Genomic DNA, 19870 nt, shown 5'->3' with positions numbered 1-19870 from the left:
AGAAGTTTTAGAGGTTGTATATGCATAACCCTTACTAACCTTTACAACCCCTACTAACCTCTACCAACCTCTACTCACAAAAATCTGCTAATAATCCAGCTTTTAATTGTTTATATACCTCATCTCCTGCAAATTTTCTAACAATTTCAAGTCCAAAACAAATTGCAGTTCCAGGACCTTTAGAAGTTAATACATTTTTATCTTCAACCACTTTTGCATCACTTACATAGCCTTCTTCTCTTATATTTCCTTCCCATCCAGGATATGCAGTGTATTTATCTTTAAGAACTCCTGCTTTTTCCAAAGCAAAAGGCGCTGCACAAATTGCACCTACATATTTGCCTTTAGCATCCATCTCTTTAAGCAAATTTTGTACGTGCTCATCATTTGCTAGATTTATTGCTCCTGGAAGTCCCCCTGGAAGAACTACTAAATCAAGATCATCTGCATTTACAAGCTCTATTTTTGTATCAGGAATAACTCTAATATTATGAGCCCCGAAAATCACATCTCCACCAACTCCAGCTACTATTACATTTAATCCACCTCTTCTCATTACATCGATTAAACTCATAGCTTCAATTTCTTCAAATCCATTTGCTAATGGCACACATACATTTACCGCCATTTATCCTCCTTTTTTAATTAATTATACCAAAATTATTAGTTTGCTTTTTCAATATTAAATATTTTCAATTTTTACTCTTAAAAACGGATAAGTATTTACTTTTTTATAAATTACCCCAAAAGTCCCCTTAAGACCTGAAACCTTTCTAACATCTTTTATCTCTCCATCTACTTTTACTTTTAAAGACTTTATCTTATTTGCTATTAAAAATTGATCAGAGCACAAAATCTCATTCTCTTTCACAACATTCAAATCATCACAAGCATAAACTACACTTCCATCAAAACTAGTAAGTTCATCAATCTCTTCTAAACTATATTCAAAACTTCTTTCACTTTCAACAATTTCTAAAAGTTCTGGATCACTTGGATCAAAATAGTATTCTAACTTAACTCCTCTTATTTTAAAACCTCCAAAGTCTCTCAATATCATCAGAAATTTAATAATATTCTCTTTTTTTGGATGTAAAATTAAATCTCTCCCTACAATAATTTCTCCTAATTTTAACTTTTCTAAGTCAAACTCATCAAAATTACTCTCACTAAACAAATATCCATCATCCATCTCATCAAAATAGTTTTTTATTGCTTCAGGCACTTTATCATATGTAAAATATTTAGCAATTAATGCTATTACGGCTTCTTCTGCCATTGGCTCATATGTAATTGAATCATTATATTTAACAGGATGCATAAAAACATCGGCATTAATATCTGTTAGAGGCAAGTTTCCTATTGAAATAATCATTTTTTATCCTTTAAATAACTTTTAAGCCAATCCAAATAATTATTTTCTGCATCAGCCTCAAAATAAACTATTTCTGGTACTTCATATGAATGAATAGATTTTATTTTATTTTCTAATAAATTTATTTTCTCTTTTGTAGTTTTAATAATAAGTAAAGTCTCGTTATCTTCACAAACCTCATTCCAATAATAAATAGATGTGATATTATCAATTATATTTACACAAGCAGCTAATTTTTCTTCTACCAAAATTTTCGCAATTTTTTTAGCTTCATTTTTATTTTTAGCAGTAGATAAAACAACCATCATTATATACTCTTTGAAAATACTTTTTGATTTGCCATTTTTTTAAAATACTCATCAAATGGTAAAACAATATTTCTAATAAGTAAACTTCCTGTTTTATTAACTTTTATTTTATCCTCAGTTATTTCTACAAGCTCTTCTTCTATAAATTCTTCGATTTCTTTAAGTTCATCTTTGAATTTTTCTTTAAAATCAATTCCAAAAGTTTTTTCAAATCTATCAATATCAAAACTAAAGTTTGCCATCATTTCCATAATTACATACTTGCGAATAATATCTTCATCATTTAAAATAACACCCCTAAATACAGGAAGTTTTCCATCATCAATAGCTTTTTCATAACTTTTTAAATCTTTATAATTTTGAAAATATGCTCTCTCTGTCTCACTAATAGAAGTTAATCCAAATCCTATTAAATCAGCCCCACCTTTTGTGGTATATCCTTGAAAATTTCTGTGAAGCTCTCCTTTTTCTATAGCCTTAAACAGTTCATCATCAGGTTTTGCGAAATGATCCATACCTACCATTTTATATCCATTATTTTCAAAAAAGTCTATTACATATTTAAAAATTTTTAGTTTCTCTTCCGGACTTGGAAGAGTAGTTTCATCGATTTTTCTCATGCCTTTTTTAAGCCATGGCACATGAGCATAATTAAAGACAGCTAGCCTATCTGGGTTTAACTCTTTTACTAATTCAAGAGTTTCTTTGAAAGTTTCAAAAGATTGATAAGGCAACCCATATATTAAATCTATATTTATTGATTCTATTCCAGCATTTCTTGCTATATCAACCGCATTTTTTGTCAGTTCAAAACTTTGAATTCTATTAACTGCTTTTTGTGTCTCTTCATTAAAATCTTGAACCCCAAAGCTAATTCTATTTACACCATATTTTTTCATTACATCCATATGAGCTTCACTAAAAAATCTCGGGTCTATCTCTACACTTATCTCAGCATCTTTTTCAAAATTTTTAAAATATGAATATATTAATTCATAAATTTCTTCAAGCTCATATGGTTCAAAAAATGTCGGAGTACCTCCTCCAAAATGGAGTTGTCTTACCATTCTACTAGTATCAAGATATTTTTCCCAAAGGTTTAGTTCTTTCTTTAAATAGTCAATATATCTTTTTCTTTTATCAGTCTTAGAAGTATAAACAACATTACATCCACAAAAATAACAAGCGCTCTTACAAAAAGGAAGATGAAAATAGAGACTAAGAGGTTTGTTTGAATTTTGCAAAAAAGGGATAATATCTTTTTCTTCTAAATCTTTAAATTCCACTGCCGTTGGATAAGAAGTATATCTTGGCGCATGTCTTGAAAATTTTGATAATTTTTTAAAATCTATTTTTTCCATTCTCTACCTTTAAACTAAATAAATTGCTGTAATTGCTTATACTCTTTGTAATCCATATTAATATTTTTTATTTTTCACTTTTAATTTATTTTCATTTTCCATTCTCCATTCTCAATTCATTTAAATTCTCTCGCAAATTCTCTTCCAGCTTCTTGCCACTCATCAAATGATATTACAAGCTCTTTTTTAACTAATTTATCATTTTTTAGTAAAGCTGCTTTTATTTTAATTGAATCATCTATCATTATTTTCGCATTCACACCAACTGGTGCATGACACCCAAGATTTAACTCATCTACAAAATCTCTCTCTATCGTAACTTCAACTTGAGTCCTAAAGTCATTTAAAGGTCTAACCGCTTCAATTACTTTTTCATCATTTATAGTTTCAATACCAAGCGCACCTTGACCCATAGCAGGTATCATAATATCTGTATCTAATATTTCAAAATATTTTATTTCTTTTGTAAGCCCCAGTCTTTTAATTCCTGCATAAGCTAAAATAATAGCATCATACTCACCATTTTTTAGTTTATTGATTCTTGTATCTACATTTCCCCTTAGGTCAGTTATAACCAAATCATCTCTAAATGCTTTAAGTTGCATAGCCCTACGAATTGAGCTTGTACCAACAACTGCATTATGAGGAAGTTCAGCTAAAGTTTCATAGTTTTGTGATAAAAACACATCTTCAACCGCTTCTCTTTTTGGAATTGCAGCAAGAGTGAAATGTTCTTTATCATATTGAGTTGGAAAATCCTTTAACGAATGTACTGCTATTTGTGCTTCACCTCTAAGAAGAGCTTCTTCAACTTCTTTAATAAATAACCCCTTACCTCCAATGCTTGCTAGAGGTTTATCAAGAATTTTATCCCCTGTTGTTGTTACAATTTTTAAATCTACTTCATGTCCAAGATTTTCAAGTCTTTTTTTAACCCATTCAGCTTGCCACAAAGCTAATTTACTACCACGAGTTGCAATTGTAAGTTTCATTTAACATCCTTTGGTGGATTTGATAAAAAATATAACATATATAAAAATCCTATCATCATAACAAAGCTCATAAAATACAATATAACCTCAATCATTGTTTATCCTTTAAAATAAATTTATACTCATATAATTTTTGCCAAATTTTCTTAATTATAACCAAATTTATTAAAAAACTTATGAATCCTACTACTACGAATATAAACTCTGTCATTGAAAAATTTTTAAAAATATCTAAAATTAAATTTAAACTTCCACCTAAAATAGCAATTTCTATTAAAACAAAAAGCTTTAATAATTCCCTATAAGTTATAATCTCTTCTTTAATATATTCAAATTTTTCACTTTCCATTTTACACTTTTAACTTAATAATTTAGCCGCATCCTTACTATGATAACTAATAATCATATCAGCCCCGGCTCTTTTAAATGAAGTTAAAATTTCCATCATTAAGCTGTTATAATCCATCCATCCATTCATTGAAGCCGCTTTTACCATTGAATATTCACCACTTACATTATAAACACATAAAGGTTTTAGTGTATTTTCTTTTATTGTTTTTATAACATCCATAAATGATAACGCAGGCTTTACCATTAAAATATCAGCTCCCTCAGATTCATCAATCAGACTTTCAAGTAAAGCCTCTCTTGAATTTGCTATATCCATTTGATAAGTTTTTCTGTCTTTTGGTAAATATTCATTTGCTAATGGTGCACTCTCAGCTGCATCTCTAAATGGACCATAAAAAGCAGATGCAAATTTAGTAGAATAACTCATAATAGGAATATGTTTATAACCATTACTATCAAGTGCACTTCTTAAAGCTTCAATTATGTTATCCATCATCCCACTTGGTGCTATCATATCAGCTCCAGCCCCAGCGTGAATTAAAGCCTGTTTTGCACTAATTCCAAGTGTAGCATCATTATCAACAGTTTTTAAGTTTGGATTTATTATTCCACAATGTCCATGGTCCGTAAATTCACAAAAACAAAGATCAGTTATAACAGTAATTTTATCACCAAAAGTCTCTTTAATTTTTCTAATACTTCTAGCAATTAACCCCTCTTCATCAAGAGCATCACTTCCACAAGAATCTTTAAGTTTTGGAATACCAAAAAGAATTACAGCTTTAATCCCAAGTTCAATACACTCATTTACCTCATCTAAAAAACTATTCTCTCCAAATTGATAAATTCCTGGCATTGATTTTATTTCATTTTTTCCATCAAGTCCTTCTTTTATAAAAATTGGCATAATTAGGTCATTTTTTGTAATATAGTTTTCTCTAACTAAATCCCTTATATTGCTATTTAACCTTAGGCGTCTTAAATTCATTACTGCTCCTTAAGTTTTCTACTAACTTCTTTACACAAATCTACAAAATACTTTGCATTTTCAACCGGTACATCTGGCAAAATTCCATGACCTAAATTAAATATATGTCTATGACCTTTCATAGTTTTTGCTATTTTCTCAACAGCTTCACGAGTTGCACTTTTACTATAAAGTCTAGTTGGATCCATATTTCCTTGAAGTGTATATTTATCTTTAAAAATACCAAGTGCATAATCCATTGGTGTATTCCAATCAATACCAATTACATCAAAGTCTCCATCCATATCACTCATATAAAGCCCAACACCTTTACTAAATCCAATAACTGGAATATTAGGATACTTTTCTTTTAATTTTCTTGCTATTTCTTTCATATAATTCCATGAAAATTCAAAAAACTTATCCTTCTCAAGCGCTCCACCCCAACTATCAAAAATCATAACAGCATCAGCACCAGCTTCAATCTGTTTAAATAAATACTCAATCGTTTCTTTTGTATTAAATGCAAGAAGTCTATGTAATACCATCGGATCAGAATATAGCATTTTTTTAATTTTTGCATATTGTTTGCTTCCTCTTCCTTCAACCATATAAGTGGCAATAGTCCAAGGACTTCCAGCAAATCCTATTAATGCTTTGTTTTCTGGTAACCTTTCTTTAATAAGCTTTACTCCTTCATATACATAACTTATCTTCTCATCTGCTTTTACATCAAGTTTATCAATATCTTCTTCACTTGAAATAGTCTTATCAAACACAGGTCCTACTCCTTTTTCAAACCTAAGAGGAAGACCCATTTCCATTGGAAGATTAAGAATATCACTAAAAAGTATTGCTGCATCAACATCAAGTATATCAATTGGCTGAATAGTTACTTCTGCTACCATTTCAGGATTTTTTGTCATTGTTAAAAAATCACCGGCTTTTTTCCTAACATCCATATACTCAGGCAAATATCTTCCAGCCTGTCTCATCATCCAAACAGGCGAATACTCAGTCTCTTTTCCAAAACAAGCATCTATAAAAATTTTACTCATTTTTTCTCCTTTTCTATTTAAAAATACCTTTTTCCATATGATACTCACACTTATTCATATCCATCTGTAAATCATTTTCACCAAAAAGTCTTTTTATTATGGATACAAATAAATCCACTTCTGCACTATCTGCCATTTTTCTAAGAGTCATATTTGGATGATGTAAAAATCGTTTAAATGCATTATGAAGTAGCTTTTCTACCTCTTCTTCAAGCTCTACTGGAATGTAGTGCTTTTTGATTGCATTTTTTAATGCTCTTTTAGAACACTCCCTAGCTTTATCCTGCAAAAATTTAATAACAGGTTCAATTGATACAGATTGTAAGTACTTTTTATACTCTTCTACACATTTTTTTACTACTTCATTAGCTGCTTCAAGTTCTTTTTGTCTTTTTTGCATATTTTTTTCGCTAATCTCTTTTAAATCATCCACTTTTATTATTTTTATATCTACACATCCTATATCTTCTATATCATTTGGTATTGCTAAATCAAACCAAAGTCTTTTAAATTTAGTTGGTTTTATAAATTCTTTTCTAATTACAGGATAATTTGAAGCAGTAGCTGAAAAAAGAAGTCTATAATTATTTATAAGTTTTGGAAGTGTTTCAAGAGAATGTACATCAATATTGACCTCATCGCCAAGCTCTTCTTTAAGAGCAATTGCATTTTCTACCGTTCTATTTACTAAAATAATATTAACTCCATCTTTTATTAAATTTTTACATACAATTCTAGCTGTATCTCCAACTCCTACAACTATAGCACTATATCCACTTAGATCATTTAATTCCTCTTTTGCTCTTCTAACTGCAATACTAGCTACACTAACTGGTTCACTTGAAATATTTGTTTGATTTCTAACCTTTTTAGCGCATTTAAATGAAAAATGAATAAGTCTTGTTAAATCTTGCGCTATAAAATTCTTTTCATAGCTTTCTAAAAAAGCTTCTTTTAACTGTCCGGTTATTTGTGTTTCACCAACTACCATAGAATCTAAACTAGCAGCTACTTTGAAAATATGTTCTATTGCTGCATCATCTTCATAAATCTCAGCTTTTACCATCTCTTTTGGGGTTATAACTTTATAAAATACTTTATCATAAAGTTCATTCAAATCTCTTTTTTTATCAAAAATAACTTCAATTCTATTACAAGTAGAAAGAAGCAAAACTTCCTTAAACTCTTTAAAATCTTCAAGAGATAGTTTTGCTAATTTACTTCTTAAAGTTACATCTGAATTTCGGTAATTAAAGCTTATTACATAATACATCTTAAACCTTTTTAATAAACTCCGTTTTTATATAAATATTTTTTGACAAAATGTGACCTGGTGTATCACCTAGACGAATATTTTTAAAAATAGTTCCTCTTTTTATAGTATCCCCACCTTTTACTGGCAAGTCTTTAATTACCATTACATTGTCACCATTATTTAACTTATTACCTACACAGTCAAACTTTTCTTCAGCCTCCATCTCAGCCCAAGACAGTTCCTCAGGTTCTAAATACATCATATCAATTAAATCAATTCTTTTTAACTTCTTAAGAAGTCTGTAAGTTAAAACTTTTACAGCACTCTTTTCACTCCACATTGAATCATTTAAACATTGAAAATGATTTTCTTCAAGTTTTCCTGTTTCTATTTGAGTTCTACACTTTTTGCATAAATTCACATATTCATCTTTAGGCTCTATTCTAAAAGGTAAAACTTCTATATCACTTTCACATAAATCACAAATCATTTATTCTCCTTATATTCTGGATGATAATCATTTTTTTGATCTTCTTTAAGAGTTACAATTGGTTTTGATACCCTTTGAAGTATAGCTTGTGCAACACCAAATACGAGAGTAGCAAACCAAGCTCCCATTCCAGCAAATATAACATTAATCCACCAATACCCATCAGCAACACCTTGTCCATAACTATGTAGCCCTTGAGCAATATAAAAGTTTACTCCAAAATATGTCATTAACACATAGAAAAAGCTTAAAAATGATAATAATGAAAAGATAAATTCTCCTTTCATTTTAGGAATCATTTTAGTATGAATTACAATTGCATATACAATCATCGTAATTAAACTCCATGTCTCTTTAGGGTCCCATGACCAATATCTACCCCAAGATTCATTTGCCCATACACCACCAAGAAAAGTACCAATACTTAGCATTGCAAGTCCAATATATAGAGAAATATAAATTATATTATTAAGTTGCTTTATTTGATTATCAAGGTCCTTTTTATTTCTTAAAGCAAAAAGAATTAGATTAAGAAGTCCTAGCATACTACCAACACCTAAAAATCCATAACTTGATGTAATTACTGCAACATGAATTAAAAGCCAATATGATTTTAAAACTGGTACTAAGTTTGTAATTTGAGGATTAATATTATTCAAGTGTGCAACCATCATAAACATACCAGCCACAAAAAGACCTGCCCCAAGAGCTAACATAGACCTTCTAAAGAAAACAAGTGAAGCAAAAGCACTACCCCAAGCAATAAACACAATTGACTCATAAGCATCTGACCATGGAGCATGCCCTGCAACATACCATCTTAAAAGCATATTTGCTGTATGAGCTAAAAGACCTAAATAACTTAAACCTAAAATTAACAATTCAACTTTTTTATATCTTTTTACTCTTAAAATTTCAATAAATCCTAAAATAATTGCAATTAACCCTAAAGTACTATAAACTCCAATAAGTGCAGGAAATACTTGCAATCTATTATATGTTATTTCCCATTTAACTCTGTTTTGACTTGGTAAAACTTCGCTTGAATAACTTTTTTGAAGTTCATAAATTTTTACTCTTGTATCATGAACTTTTTTTACATCAAATTCTTTTATACCAAAAGCTAAGTCTCTAAACAGATTAAAATAAAACTGAGCATCAATTGGATTCATAATTCCAGCTTTAACAGCTTGTTCTAAATCAGCAATACTAAACCATCTATAATTCATTTGCTTAGAACTTGGTGTTGGAAAAATTTTAAAAATCTGAGCTGTATATACTTGAAAAGCTACATAAACTCTTTCATTGATTTTTATCCATTCTCTTTGCACTTTAGTTCTATCTTTATCAGGTGTTTTAAACGCTAAATCAATTTCTTTACTAAACCTAAACTCTCCATTTGGTAAGAAAAATGCATTATAAGAAGCATATTTACCACTAATTCCAAGTAACTTTCTAATTTCAGGATGCCCTATATAAATTAAAGGAATTTTTTGAAATTCATTTGGAAATGCAATCATTCCTGCTACTATTTGATTGTAATTAAGCCCATACATTTTTGACTTTAGTGTAAGTTTATGAACAATATCTAAATCAAGAGTATCCATAGGCTCAATTCTTCCACTTTTTTGTACTAATATTTTACTCCACTCATCACTAACAGCTTTTGATTTTTGTGCAAATTCTTTTAAATCAAATGCATTTGCATGCAAACCAAAAAACAACACTAAAAACAGACTAAAAAGACCACTTTGTTTTAATTTTTTTATTGTCAGCATAAATCTACTCTTTCTATAAAACATACTTAAGAAAAACCCAATAGCCAAAAGCAAATAACCAAAATATGTTACCCACATACCAGGGTCATGATTTACTGATAAAATACTACCTTTTGCATCCATATCATAGCTTGCTTGATAAAATCTATATCCTTTATAAACAAGAATATGATTCATATAAATATGATAAGCAAATGTCTTATCTCCATCAATTACAGTAACAAAACTTTCATAACTACTTGGTTGCATACTCCCAGGATAGTGTCTTAATACGAATTTATCAAGTTTTACGCTAAACCCAAGTTCTTTAGGATAAACATCTGCTGGATTACTTTTGCTTCTTTGAACCATTAAGACAGATTTTGTTTCTCCATTTCTTAAATGAAGAGTTCCTTCATAACCAAAATATCTAGTAATTGCTGCACCTATTAAAATTACAATAATTGACATATGTAATATAAAAATAGGTATTTTTTGATAAGTTTTATATTTAAAAAGTATTCCAACTAAGTTAATTCCAAGAAGCCACATTAATGCTTCAAACCATTTAGTTTCATAAACCCCTAACCAAGCTTGTTCAAGTGTAGAAAAACCAAGAGTAGCATAAATTTGACCTACCATAAAAATAAGCGACAACACTACAGCTGTTTCAATAGAAAAAAAGATATTACTAAGTTTTCTTAAAATTTCTCTCATTTGGCATCCTTATATTTTTCTTTTACTGTCTTTAATATTTCCAAAAAAACTTTAGGTGGTCTTGCACCTATAAAAGAGTACAAAAGAGCGCCATTTGGTTTAATAAACATAATAGTAGGAGTAGAGCCTGTAAAATAATTTTGGACTTCTACTGGTAATGTATCTTGGTCTGCTAAATAAAAAACTGGAATAAAGTTTTTATTTATAAACTCAGTCACCTCATCATTAGTGTAAACCTTGGTAGCCAAATACTTGCACGGAGGGCAATTAGTAAGAGAAACATCTACCATAATTAGTTTATTTTGTTTTTTTGCAAGCTGTTTTGCTAAATCATAACTCATAGCCCAATTAACTTTCCCGCTCCAATCTAATGCAAATAAAAATGTAGCTACTAAAAAAAAGATAATTTTCCTCATATTTACGCCTTTTTTTAGGATATTGTAACAAAAATATTACATTAAATAAATATTAAAATTGTTAAATAAGAAAATTAAAAGCACTAAATAAGAAAAAACAACAAAAAAGCGGAGAAAAGGAGTTAAGTAGTTATTTATCTTGTAATGATTCAAGAAGATTTGGATGAGCAAAATGAGACATAGTATAATCGTTATGACAACTTACACAACTTACATCTTTTCCTGCTTTTTTAGCATCCCAGTAATATTTTTGATGAAGTTCTTTTACATTATCAGCAAGCCCTACTGATTTTTCAGGTTCTTTTATCCCATGGTGACAACTAAGACATGCGCTATCATATACGTAATGTTTCATTTCCCAAAAATTCTCTTTAAAATCTACCCTTTTAATAATTCCAAACTCAGATAGTGCATCTTTTGTACCGCTAATTCCTTTTGCAATTAAATATCCCATTAATGATTCTTTTGGCAAGTGACAATCTGTACAGTGATGAACAGCAAAACCAGCTTTATTATTCCCTCCATGAACACTAAAATGAAAACTCTCAACCATGGGTTTCATTGTATGACAACTAGCACAAAACTCAGGAGTACCTGTTTTATCTACCATTATTGCTGTTACGTAAGAAATACCAAGACCAATAACAGCACCTATAATCAGTGCTCCTAATGTAGATTTCTTCATTACTTCGCCCTTTTTTAATTTGGATTATATTAACTTTAAGTGCCTAAAAAGTGCCATCTAAATGAAGAACTAAGTGTGATGTAAATTAAAATAATTAATGAAAATTAATATTACTTATTCTCCCCTTTAAATTCTATATTATTTTCTTCCATTGACCATTGAATAGTAAACACTGCTCCTCTCTCAGAATTTCTAACAAATATATCTCCATTAAAATGTTGCGTAATTATTACTCGACTCATATAAAGTCCTATACCCGTACCTTGAGATTGAAATTTTGTTGTAAAATAAGGCTCAAAAATTTTATCTTTAATTGTTTCTGGTATTCCACCTGCGTTATCTTCTATCTCTATTTTTTTACCATCAATTCTAATCCAAATTTTTTTGTTTTCAATATTCCTTTCTTTAAGTACATCTATAGCATTATTTAATATATTTAAAATTACTTGAGAAAACTCTGTTTTAAACCCGTAAATAGGTTCTGTTTTTTTTACTTCAATTTCTACCTCAACTCTATTTTGTTTTAGTCTTGCATCAATTAGTTTTAAAGCATCTTCTATTATATCTTTAGGACAAAACTCTTGCTTGTTTGTATCTTTTTTAAAAAAATTTGTAAAATCATCAATAGTTTGAGACATATAGTTTATTTGCATCATTGCATTTTCTTTAAAATTTTCAAACTTTTGTAAATCTAGTTTATTCATCTTATATGCCATTTCAAGATTTTGAATAAGCAAAGAGAGTCTCGTTAAAGGATGCCTCCACTGATGAGCAATATTTCCAAGCATTTCACCAAGTGCTGCTAACTTACTTTGATGAAATAAAAGCTCTTCTTTATGTCTTCTTTTTTCAATCTCTTCTTTTACTCTTCTATCTAACTCTTCATAAAATCTATAAAGTGGTCTTGAAAAAAATATTCCAAGAGGAATTGCAACAAAAATCGAAATAATAATCATAACAAAAGCTATTCTTTGAGAAGCTTTATTTGTTTTGCTAATTACACTTTTATTTTGAATAAAAATAAATTTAATATTTGGAGAAAACTCTTTTACATAAATATCATCACTTACAAAACCTTCTTTAGTTTTTAATATTTTATCCCCAAGAAAATAATTGTATAAATCATAAATGCTTTTTGCTGAGTAAGTAGGAGACGTTGAGTAATATATTTCCCCTTTACTATCAATTACCATTAAATTATAAAAAGAGTTTTCTTGCTTTTCAAACTTAATAAGAGATTTTACTTCTATAAAACCTACTTTTCTTTTATTTACAGGTTCAATTGCTATATATTCCACACCTTTATTTTTTAAAATTTCCTTAAACAAAAGACCTTTTTCTTTATCTTTAAAATCTATAATATTTAATCTTCTGTACTTCTCATAACAAACAATATCATTATTTAATTTTTCACAACCGATTATTAGCTTTCCATATCTATTATAAAAATTAAGTTCATTAATATCTGAATTTGCATAAAGCATCGTTTTAAATACTGATTCAATTATGGTAGGGTTTATGTTAAATTTTGAATTAAAAATATCATTTTTTGATAAAGCAATAGTAGTATTTTTTATAACATTTTCTTTTTGTCTATAAATATAATACATATTTTTCGCAGCAAGCCTAACTTTATCCTTAAACTCTTCAGTAGTTAAATTTGTAAAAATATAAATAGCCGTATATGTAACACTTACAACAATCAAAAATGCAAAAATTACAAATGCAATTGTAATATCAAATTTAAAATCATTGTTTTTCAATTTTGTAACCGCTCCCTCTTACATTTTTTATAAAATTCTCTTTTAATTTATTTCTAAGTTTTTTTACATGAGTTCTAATAGTATTTGAACATATATCTTTACCATCCCATACATAATCTCTTAAAGTTTCATTATCTACAACTTGCCCAATATTTTTAACTAAAATTTCTAAAAAATATTTCTCATTTTGAGTAAGCTCTACTTCTTCATTTTTGTAGAAAAGCTTTAATTTATTTAAATCAAACCTATAATTATCAGTAATTTTTACATCATTTGTCTTTTTAAAAACAAGTCTTTTAATTCTAAGTTCTAATTCTTTAAGTTCAAATGGTTTTTTAATATAATCAGCTGCCCCAATTTCAAATGCTTTTTCTATATGATCTATATCAGAATATGCAGTAATAAATATTACAGGAACATCACTTGCATAGTTTTTAAGTTCTTCATAAAATTTATAACCATCCATTCCAGGCATATTTATATCAATTAAAAAAATATCATAATTACTAGGATATATTTCTTCTAAAGCTTTTACAGGAGAACAGTAATAATCAACTCTATTTCCTTGCAATTCAAAATAATCTTTTACTGTTTCACCAATAAATGTATCATCTTCAACAAGTAAAATCTTCACTATTCTTCCTTTTTATGAATATTTGGATGAAATGCTTTTGTAGATATTATAACTTTATCTCCAACTTTTAAATTATCACTTTCAGTTACTACAATCTCTACAATTCTATTACCAATACTTACTACTGCAAGTTTTAAAACATCGGCCTTAATTATATCAACAATTACCCCCTCTATTGAAAATTTTTCACTGCCTTTCGTTTTTAAAAGTAGTGATGTAGGCGAGCCAATTGTAACTTCTCCTTTTTTAATTTCTATCATCTTATTTGCAAGCCTATAAATTTCACTAGGAGAGTGAGAAACCATAATAGTAGTAAGATTAAACTCTTTATGTAAAAACGATATTTCATTTTGAAGTTTTTCTCTAATTTTAGGATCAAGAGCAGAAAAAGGCTCATCAAGTAAAAGTATTTTAGGTTTTCTCATAAGAGCTCTACACAAAGCCACTCTTTGTTTCTGTCCTCCACTTAAAGTACTCGGATATCTATTTTTAAGATTTTCAATTTCTGTCATCTCTAATAGTTTATAGGCTAATTTTTTATCATTTTTTACAAAAAGCAAATTTTCAATCACACTCATATTAGGAAAAAGAGCATAATCTTGAAAAACAAAACCTATTTCTCTTTTTTGAGGAGGAAGGAATCTATTAGTATCTAGCCATATTTCATTATCAACTACTATTTTACCTTTTGCTCTCTCTAGTCCTGCAATAATCCTAAGAAAAGTTGTCTTACCACTACCACTCTCTCCAAAAACTGCCAAAAAATCACCTTTTTTTAATTGAAGCTTAAAATTTAATTCTAACTCCCCGTTAACTGCAAATAATTTCTTTTTTATATCAATAAATATCATTTACTCTTCTTTTATGTTTATTATTAAATATATATACTATCAAAAGGACTAAAAAACTTATTATAAGCATAATAGCACTATAAATATGTGCATTTTTATAGTCCATTATTTCTACAAAATTATAAATTGCAACACTTGCTACCTCTGTTTTTCCAGGAATTGAACCTCCAACCATTAATACAACTCCAAATTCTCCAACAGTATGAGCAAAAGTAATTATTATAGCTGTAAGCAGAGAGTTTTTCATATTTGGTAAAACCACTTTAAACAAAGTTTGTAATTTTCCTTTTCCACTAACATAAGAAGCCTCAATTATATTTTTATTTATACTCTCAAACCCACTTTGAAGCGGTTGTATCATAAATGGAAATGAATAAATTGAGCTCGCTATTACTAATCCTTCAAAAGTAAAAACCAGTTTAAGATGAAAAAAATCCCAAAAAAACTTACCAAAAAAAGAATTAGTTGATAAAAAAACCAAAAGATAAAACCCCAAAACTGATGGAGGCAGCACTATAGGAAGTGCAGTAATTGCTTCTAAAATTGGTTTAATTTTTGATTTAGTATTAGCCAAAAACCAAGCAAAAGGTATGCCTATTATCAATAAAATTATTGTCACAAAAAAAGCTAATTTAAATGAAATAAAAAAAGGAGTAAAATTAATCATTAATTATCTCCGAAATAGATATATCACATGCTTTAAACATTAAATATGCAACATCTTTAAAGTTTACTTTGCTACTAAGCATCATAACTTCAACTTCTTCTCCCTCCAAATCACAATTAACCAAAGAAACTAGTTCACCTTTTGTTATTTCTTTTATTTTAACTTTTAAAACATTTTCAAAATCACAAGGTTTATTTGATAAAAAAAGCTTTGTAGGTTTTATACTTAAAACTGCCTTTTGACCAATTTTTAAGTCCATATTTCTTTGAAGAATTAATACTTTAATGATATTATCTTTTAATTCAAAAGTTAAAAGGTTAATATTATCCAACCCCTTTATCTCTTTTAAAATAGCAATTATTTTATTCAATTTCAACCTTTTTAATTTGGTATATTAGTTATTGAAATAATTTTACATTTCTCATTTTCCACTTTCCACTTGGAACTTGGCCACTTGACATTTGAGACTAATCATTAGTTCTCAATTTGTATTATATCCATACTCTTTTAAAATTTTTTTTGCTTTATTAGATAACATAAAATCATAAAATTTTCTTGCCTCTTTTTTATTAGAAAGTAAAATTATACCTTGATTTATTGGCGTATATAACTTCTCATTAATATCACTTGAGTAGAATTTACCTATATTTTTAATTTTTGGAGAATAAAGAGAAGATTTCGCAACAACTCCTATATCAGCTGAATGAATGGTATAAGGAATAACCGCAGTTACTGATTCAGCATATACAAGCTTATCTTTTATTTTTTTAAAAACACCTTTTGCTTTAAAAGCCTCAACAGCTGCTTTTCCATAAGGAGCTAAACTAGGGTTTGCTATTACAATCTCTCTTGCTTTAATTAACGAGTTAAAATTTGGATTTTTTATTTTTGTACTAAAAAATACTATAGCACCTTTTGCATAAACCTTAGGAGCTAATTTACCAAATCCTTTTTTATACAAAGTATTTGGATATTTCATATTTGCGGATAAAAAAACGTCATACGGTGCTCCATGCATAATTTGGGCTGTAAGTTTCCCACTACTAGCCAAAACAACCTTTACATTAATACCAGGATTTTCTTTTTTAAACTCTTTTACAATCTTTGGCATTGCATAACTCACATTAGCAGCACTAGCTACAAAAACATCACTTGCAATTAGAAGTTTTAAAAAAACACCTAAAATTAAAACTTTTCTAATCATTTTAAACCCTTTAAATGAAAATTTAACAAAAATTTTACCTAAAAAAAACATATATTAAAAGTAAATTAAAAAGTGCCATTAAAGTGCCTTTGATAATAAATTTTACAAAAACTTTACTTAAAAACCATATAAAAGTTGTATCATTATTACGTTAAAAATAAGAAAATGTAATATTCCTCAAAAGGAGAGCTTATGTCAATGGACAGAAGAGAATTTCTAAAAACAACAGCAGCAGTTGCTGCAGCAAGCGCAGCTGGTATAGCTATTCCAGAAGAAGCAAAAGCAGCAGCTAACAATTCAGAAGAAGGATGGCAATGGGATAAAGCCGTATGTCGCTTCTGTGGTACTGGATGCGGTATAATGGTAGCAGTTAAAGATGATAAAATTGTTGCTGTAAAAGGTGACCCTGAAAACCCAGTAAATAGAGGTATTAATTGTATTAAAGGATATTTTAATGCAAAAATAATGTATGGGGCAGATAGACTTACACAACCTCTTCTTAGAATGAATGACAAAGGTGAATTTGATAAAAATGGTAAATTTAGACCAGTTAGTTGGAAAAGAGCATTTGATGAAATGGAAAAACAATTTAAAAAATATTATAATGAATTAGGGCCAACAGGAGTAGCTGTATTTGGTTCAGGTCAATATACAATTCAAGAAGGATATGCAGCTGTTAAACTTGTAAAAGGTGGTTGGAGAAGTAATAACATCGACCCAAATGCAAGACATTGTATGGCAAGTGCAGTTGTAGGATTTTATCAAACATTTGGTATAGATGAGCCTGCTGGATGTTATGATGATATAGAAATCACTGATACAGTAGTTACTTGGGGTGCAAATATGGCTGAAATGCATCCAATTCTTTGGAGTAGAGTTAGTGATGCAAAACTAAATAACCCAGATAAATACTACATAGTAAACCTTTCAACTTATAGAAATAGATGTTCGAACCTAGCAGATATGGAAATTATTTTTAGACCAAATACAGACCTTGCAATTTTAAATTATATAGCTAGAGAAATTGTTAAAAGAAATGTAGTAAATTGGGATTTTGTTAAAAAACATACAATTTTTGCAACTGGACATGCAGATACTGGATATGGTATGAGAAATCCAAATTCTCCTCACGTAACTGAAAAAGAAAAAGATACAGTTGCAAAACAAGTAGCAAAAGTAGTAACTGAAGAAGAAGCAGTAGCTCTTAGCCCAATTGGAAAATGGAAAGCTGGCGATGAAATGGTAATGAAACATGCAAAAGGTAAAGCACCATTCTGGCATTGGGAAATTAGCTTTGAAGATTTTAAAAAAGGATTAGAACCATATACACTTGATTATGTAGCACAAATTGCAAAAGGTGATCCAGACGAAGATATTGAAACATTCAAAAGAAAACTAGTTAAACTAGCTGATTTATACTGTGATCCAAACAGAAAAATAGTAAGTTTCTGGACAATGGGATTCAACCAACACGTAAGAGGTAGTTGGGTAAACGAACAAATTTATATGGTACACTTACTTCTTGGTAAACAATCTACTCCAGGTAGTGGTGCATTTTCTCTAACAGGACAACCAAGTGCATGTGGTACTGCAAGAGAAGTTGGTACTTTTGCACACAGATTACCAGCAGATATGCTTGTAGCAAATCCAAAACATAGAAAAATTACTGAAAAATTATGGAAACTTCCAGAGGGAACTCTAAATCCAAAAGTTGGTAGCCATTTCTTAAAAATTATGAGAGATATTGAAGATGGTAAAATTAAATGGGTATGGGTACAAGTAAATAACCCATGGCAAAATACAGCAAACGCAAACCATTGGATAAAAGCAGCAAGAACTATGGATAACTTTATTGTAGTAAGTGAAGCATATCCTGGAGTATCAGCAAGAGTAGCTGATTTAATTTTACCAGTAGCTATGATTTATGAAAAATGGGGAGCTTATGGTAATGCAGAAAGAAGAACTCAACATTGGAAACAACAAGTTACACCTCCAGGTGAAGCAATGCCAGATTTATGGACTATAATGGAATTTGCAAAAAGATTCAAATTAAAAGAAGTATGGAAAGAGCATAAACTACCTGATGGAACAGTACTTCCAAATGTACTTGATAAAGCAAAAGCTCTTGGATATGATCCTGAAATGACTCTATTTGATGTACTTTACAATAGACCTGAATATCATAAAAATTTCCCATGGCCTGACGAAATAGCAAAAAATCCACAAACTGGAAAACTACATAAAAACACTGAAGCAGCTGGTGATGAAAGAGAAATAATAGGAAGTGATGGTAAACCATTTAAAGGATATGGTTTCTTTGTACAAAAAGCTCTGTGGGAAGAGTATAGAAAATTTGGTATTGGTCATGGTCACGACTTAGCAGATTTTGATACTTACCATAAAGTAAGAGGACTAAGATGGCCAGTAGTTAATGGAAAAGAGACTAAATGGAGATTTAATGCTGAATATGACCCTTATGCAAGAAAATATGCAAAACCTGGTGAAAAATTTGCATTCTATGGACCTCTACTTAAAACAATCAAAAGAGGAGATCTTCAAGGGCCAATTGCAAGTAAAGGTAAAATCAATCTTAAAAATAAAGCAAAAATTTTCTGGAGACCATATATGGTACACCCAGAAGATCCAAAATATGATACAAAAGGATACAATTTCTGGCTATGTACAGGAAGGGTACTTGAACATTGGCATAGTGGAACTATGACTATGAGAGTTCCTGAACTATATCGTGCAATGCCAGAAGCACTTTGTTATATGAATCCTAAAGATGCAAAAGAGTTAGGTGTAAAACGCTTTGATTTAGTAGTAATTGAAAGTAGAAGAGGTAAAGTAAAAGCTAGAGTAGAAACTAGAGGAAGAAACAAACCACCAAGAGGTCTTGTATTTGTTCCATGGTTCGATGAAAAAGTATTAATCAATAAAGTATGTCTTGATGCGACTTGTCCTATGAGTAAAGAAACAGACTTTAAAAAAGCTGCAGTTAAAATATATAAAGTGTAAG

At 29.3% G+C, this 19870-nt stretch carries 20 protein-coding genes; 1 reads left to right on the top strand and 19 read right to left on the bottom strand.

Going from position 1 to position 19870, the window contains the following annotated elements:
- Positions 1-70 precede the first annotated feature (70 nt).
- The 19 genes from ACYQ1U_RS00325 to modA form a co-directional block, all read right to left on the bottom strand.
- A complete protein-coding gene (locus tag ACYQ1U_RS00325) occupies positions 71-628 on the bottom strand; it encodes a DJ-1 family glyoxalase III (protein ID WP_459883175.1) in 558 nt (185 codons plus the stop codon).
- Positions 629-682: 54 nt separating this feature from the next.
- On the bottom strand, positions 683-1375 hold the full coding sequence (locus tag ACYQ1U_RS00320) for a hypothetical protein (protein WP_459883173.1): 693 nt from the start codon (positions 1373-1375) through the stop codon (positions 683-685).
- On the bottom strand, positions 1372-1683 hold the full coding sequence (cutA, locus tag ACYQ1U_RS00315) for a divalent-cation tolerance protein CutA (RefSeq protein WP_459883171.1): 312 nt from the start codon (positions 1681-1683) through the stop codon (positions 1372-1374). Before cutA ends, ACYQ1U_RS00320 begins: the two co-directional genes overlap by 4 nt.
- A complete protein-coding gene (hemN, locus tag ACYQ1U_RS00310; protein ID WP_459883170.1) occupies positions 1683-3044 on the bottom strand; it encodes an oxygen-independent coproporphyrinogen III oxidase in 1362 nt (453 codons plus the stop codon). The genes cutA and hemN overlap by 1 nt, the downstream gene beginning before the upstream one ends.
- 116 nt (positions 3045-3160) lie before the next feature.
- The gene (hemC, locus tag ACYQ1U_RS00305; protein WP_459883168.1) at positions 3161-4036 is read right to left on the bottom strand and encodes a hydroxymethylbilane synthase; all 876 of its coding nucleotides are present in this window, start codon (positions 4034-4036) and stop codon (positions 3161-3163) included.
- Positions 4037-4127: 91 nt separating this feature from the next.
- On the bottom strand, positions 4128-4385 hold the full coding sequence (locus ACYQ1U_RS00300) for a hypothetical protein (RefSeq protein ID WP_459883166.1): 258 nt from the start codon (positions 4383-4385) through the stop codon (positions 4128-4130).
- Positions 4386-4394: 9 nt separating this feature from the next.
- Entirely contained in the window at positions 4395-5375 is a 981-nt protein-coding gene (gene hemB, locus ACYQ1U_RS00295; protein WP_459883165.1) for a porphobilinogen synthase, read from the bottom strand.
- The gene (hemE, locus tag ACYQ1U_RS00290) at positions 5375-6412 is read right to left on the bottom strand and encodes a uroporphyrinogen decarboxylase (RefSeq protein ID WP_459883164.1); all 1038 of its coding nucleotides are present in this window, start codon (positions 6410-6412) and stop codon (positions 5375-5377) included. Before hemE ends, hemB begins: the two co-directional genes overlap by 1 nt.
- 13 nt (positions 6413-6425) lie before the next feature.
- On the bottom strand, positions 6426-7685 hold the full coding sequence (gene hemA / locus ACYQ1U_RS00285; protein WP_459883163.1) for a glutamyl-tRNA reductase: 1260 nt from the start codon (positions 7683-7685) through the stop codon (positions 6426-6428).
- A 1-nt stretch (position 7686) separates the two neighbouring features.
- Positions 7687-8157, bottom strand: a complete 471-nt coding sequence (locus ACYQ1U_RS00280; RefSeq protein WP_459883162.1) for a PhnA domain-containing protein — start codon at positions 8155-8157, stop codon at positions 7687-7689.
- Positions 8154-10631 carry a cytochrome c biogenesis protein gene (locus ACYQ1U_RS00275; protein ID WP_459883160.1) on the bottom strand — a complete coding sequence of 826 codons (2478 nt, stop codon included), beginning with the start codon at positions 10629-10631 and terminating at the stop codon, positions 8154-8156. Before ACYQ1U_RS00275 ends, ACYQ1U_RS00280 begins: the two co-directional genes overlap by 4 nt.
- The gene (locus tag ACYQ1U_RS00270; protein ID WP_459883159.1) at positions 10628-11047 is read right to left on the bottom strand and encodes a thioredoxin family protein; all 420 of its coding nucleotides are present in this window, start codon (positions 11045-11047) and stop codon (positions 10628-10630) included. The genes ACYQ1U_RS00275 and ACYQ1U_RS00270 overlap by 4 nt, the downstream gene beginning before the upstream one ends.
- A 130-nt stretch (positions 11048-11177) precedes the next feature.
- Positions 11178-11732 carry a cytochrome c3 family protein gene (locus ACYQ1U_RS00265; RefSeq protein ID WP_459883158.1) on the bottom strand — a complete coding sequence of 185 codons (555 nt, stop codon included), beginning with the start codon at positions 11730-11732 and terminating at the stop codon, positions 11178-11180.
- Between the two features lie 110 nt (positions 11733-11842).
- Entirely contained in the window at positions 11843-13495 is a 1653-nt protein-coding gene (locus ACYQ1U_RS00260) for a sensor histidine kinase (protein WP_459883157.1), read from the bottom strand.
- Positions 13482-14129 carry a response regulator transcription factor gene (locus ACYQ1U_RS00255; RefSeq protein WP_459883155.1) on the bottom strand — a complete coding sequence of 216 codons (648 nt, stop codon included), beginning with the start codon at positions 14127-14129 and terminating at the stop codon, positions 13482-13484. Before ACYQ1U_RS00255 ends, ACYQ1U_RS00260 begins: the two co-directional genes overlap by 14 nt.
- Positions 14129-14980 carry an ABC transporter ATP-binding protein gene (locus ACYQ1U_RS00250; RefSeq protein ID WP_459883153.1) on the bottom strand — a complete coding sequence of 284 codons (852 nt, stop codon included), beginning with the start codon at positions 14978-14980 and terminating at the stop codon, positions 14129-14131. Before ACYQ1U_RS00250 ends, ACYQ1U_RS00255 begins: the two co-directional genes overlap by 1 nt.
- Positions 14967-15647: a molybdate ABC transporter permease subunit gene (gene modB / locus ACYQ1U_RS00245; protein ID WP_459883151.1), complete on the bottom strand. Its 681-nt coding sequence runs from the start codon at positions 15645-15647 to the stop codon at positions 14967-14969. Before modB ends, ACYQ1U_RS00250 begins: the two co-directional genes overlap by 14 nt.
- The gene (locus ACYQ1U_RS00240) at positions 15640-16017 is read right to left on the bottom strand and encodes a hypothetical protein (RefSeq protein WP_459883150.1); all 378 of its coding nucleotides are present in this window, start codon (positions 16015-16017) and stop codon (positions 15640-15642) included. Before ACYQ1U_RS00240 ends, modB begins: the two co-directional genes overlap by 8 nt.
- A gap of 111 nt (positions 16018-16128) precedes the next feature.
- The gene (gene modA / locus ACYQ1U_RS00235; RefSeq protein WP_459883149.1) at positions 16129-16851 is read right to left on the bottom strand and encodes a molybdate ABC transporter substrate-binding protein; all 723 of its coding nucleotides are present in this window, start codon (positions 16849-16851) and stop codon (positions 16129-16131) included.
- A gap of 192 nt (positions 16852-17043) precedes the next feature.
- Here modA and napA point away from each other — a divergent pair, with 192 nt between their 5' ends.
- Positions 17044-19869, top strand: coding sequence for a nitrate reductase catalytic subunit NapA (napA, locus tag ACYQ1U_RS00230; RefSeq protein WP_459883148.1), 2826 nt, complete (start codon positions 17044-17046; stop codon positions 19867-19869).
- Position 19870: the final 1 nt, after the last annotated feature.

It is taken from the genome of Caminibacter profundus (assembly GCF_054657155.1).
This window is presented reverse-complemented; position numbering and strand designations above follow the sequence as displayed.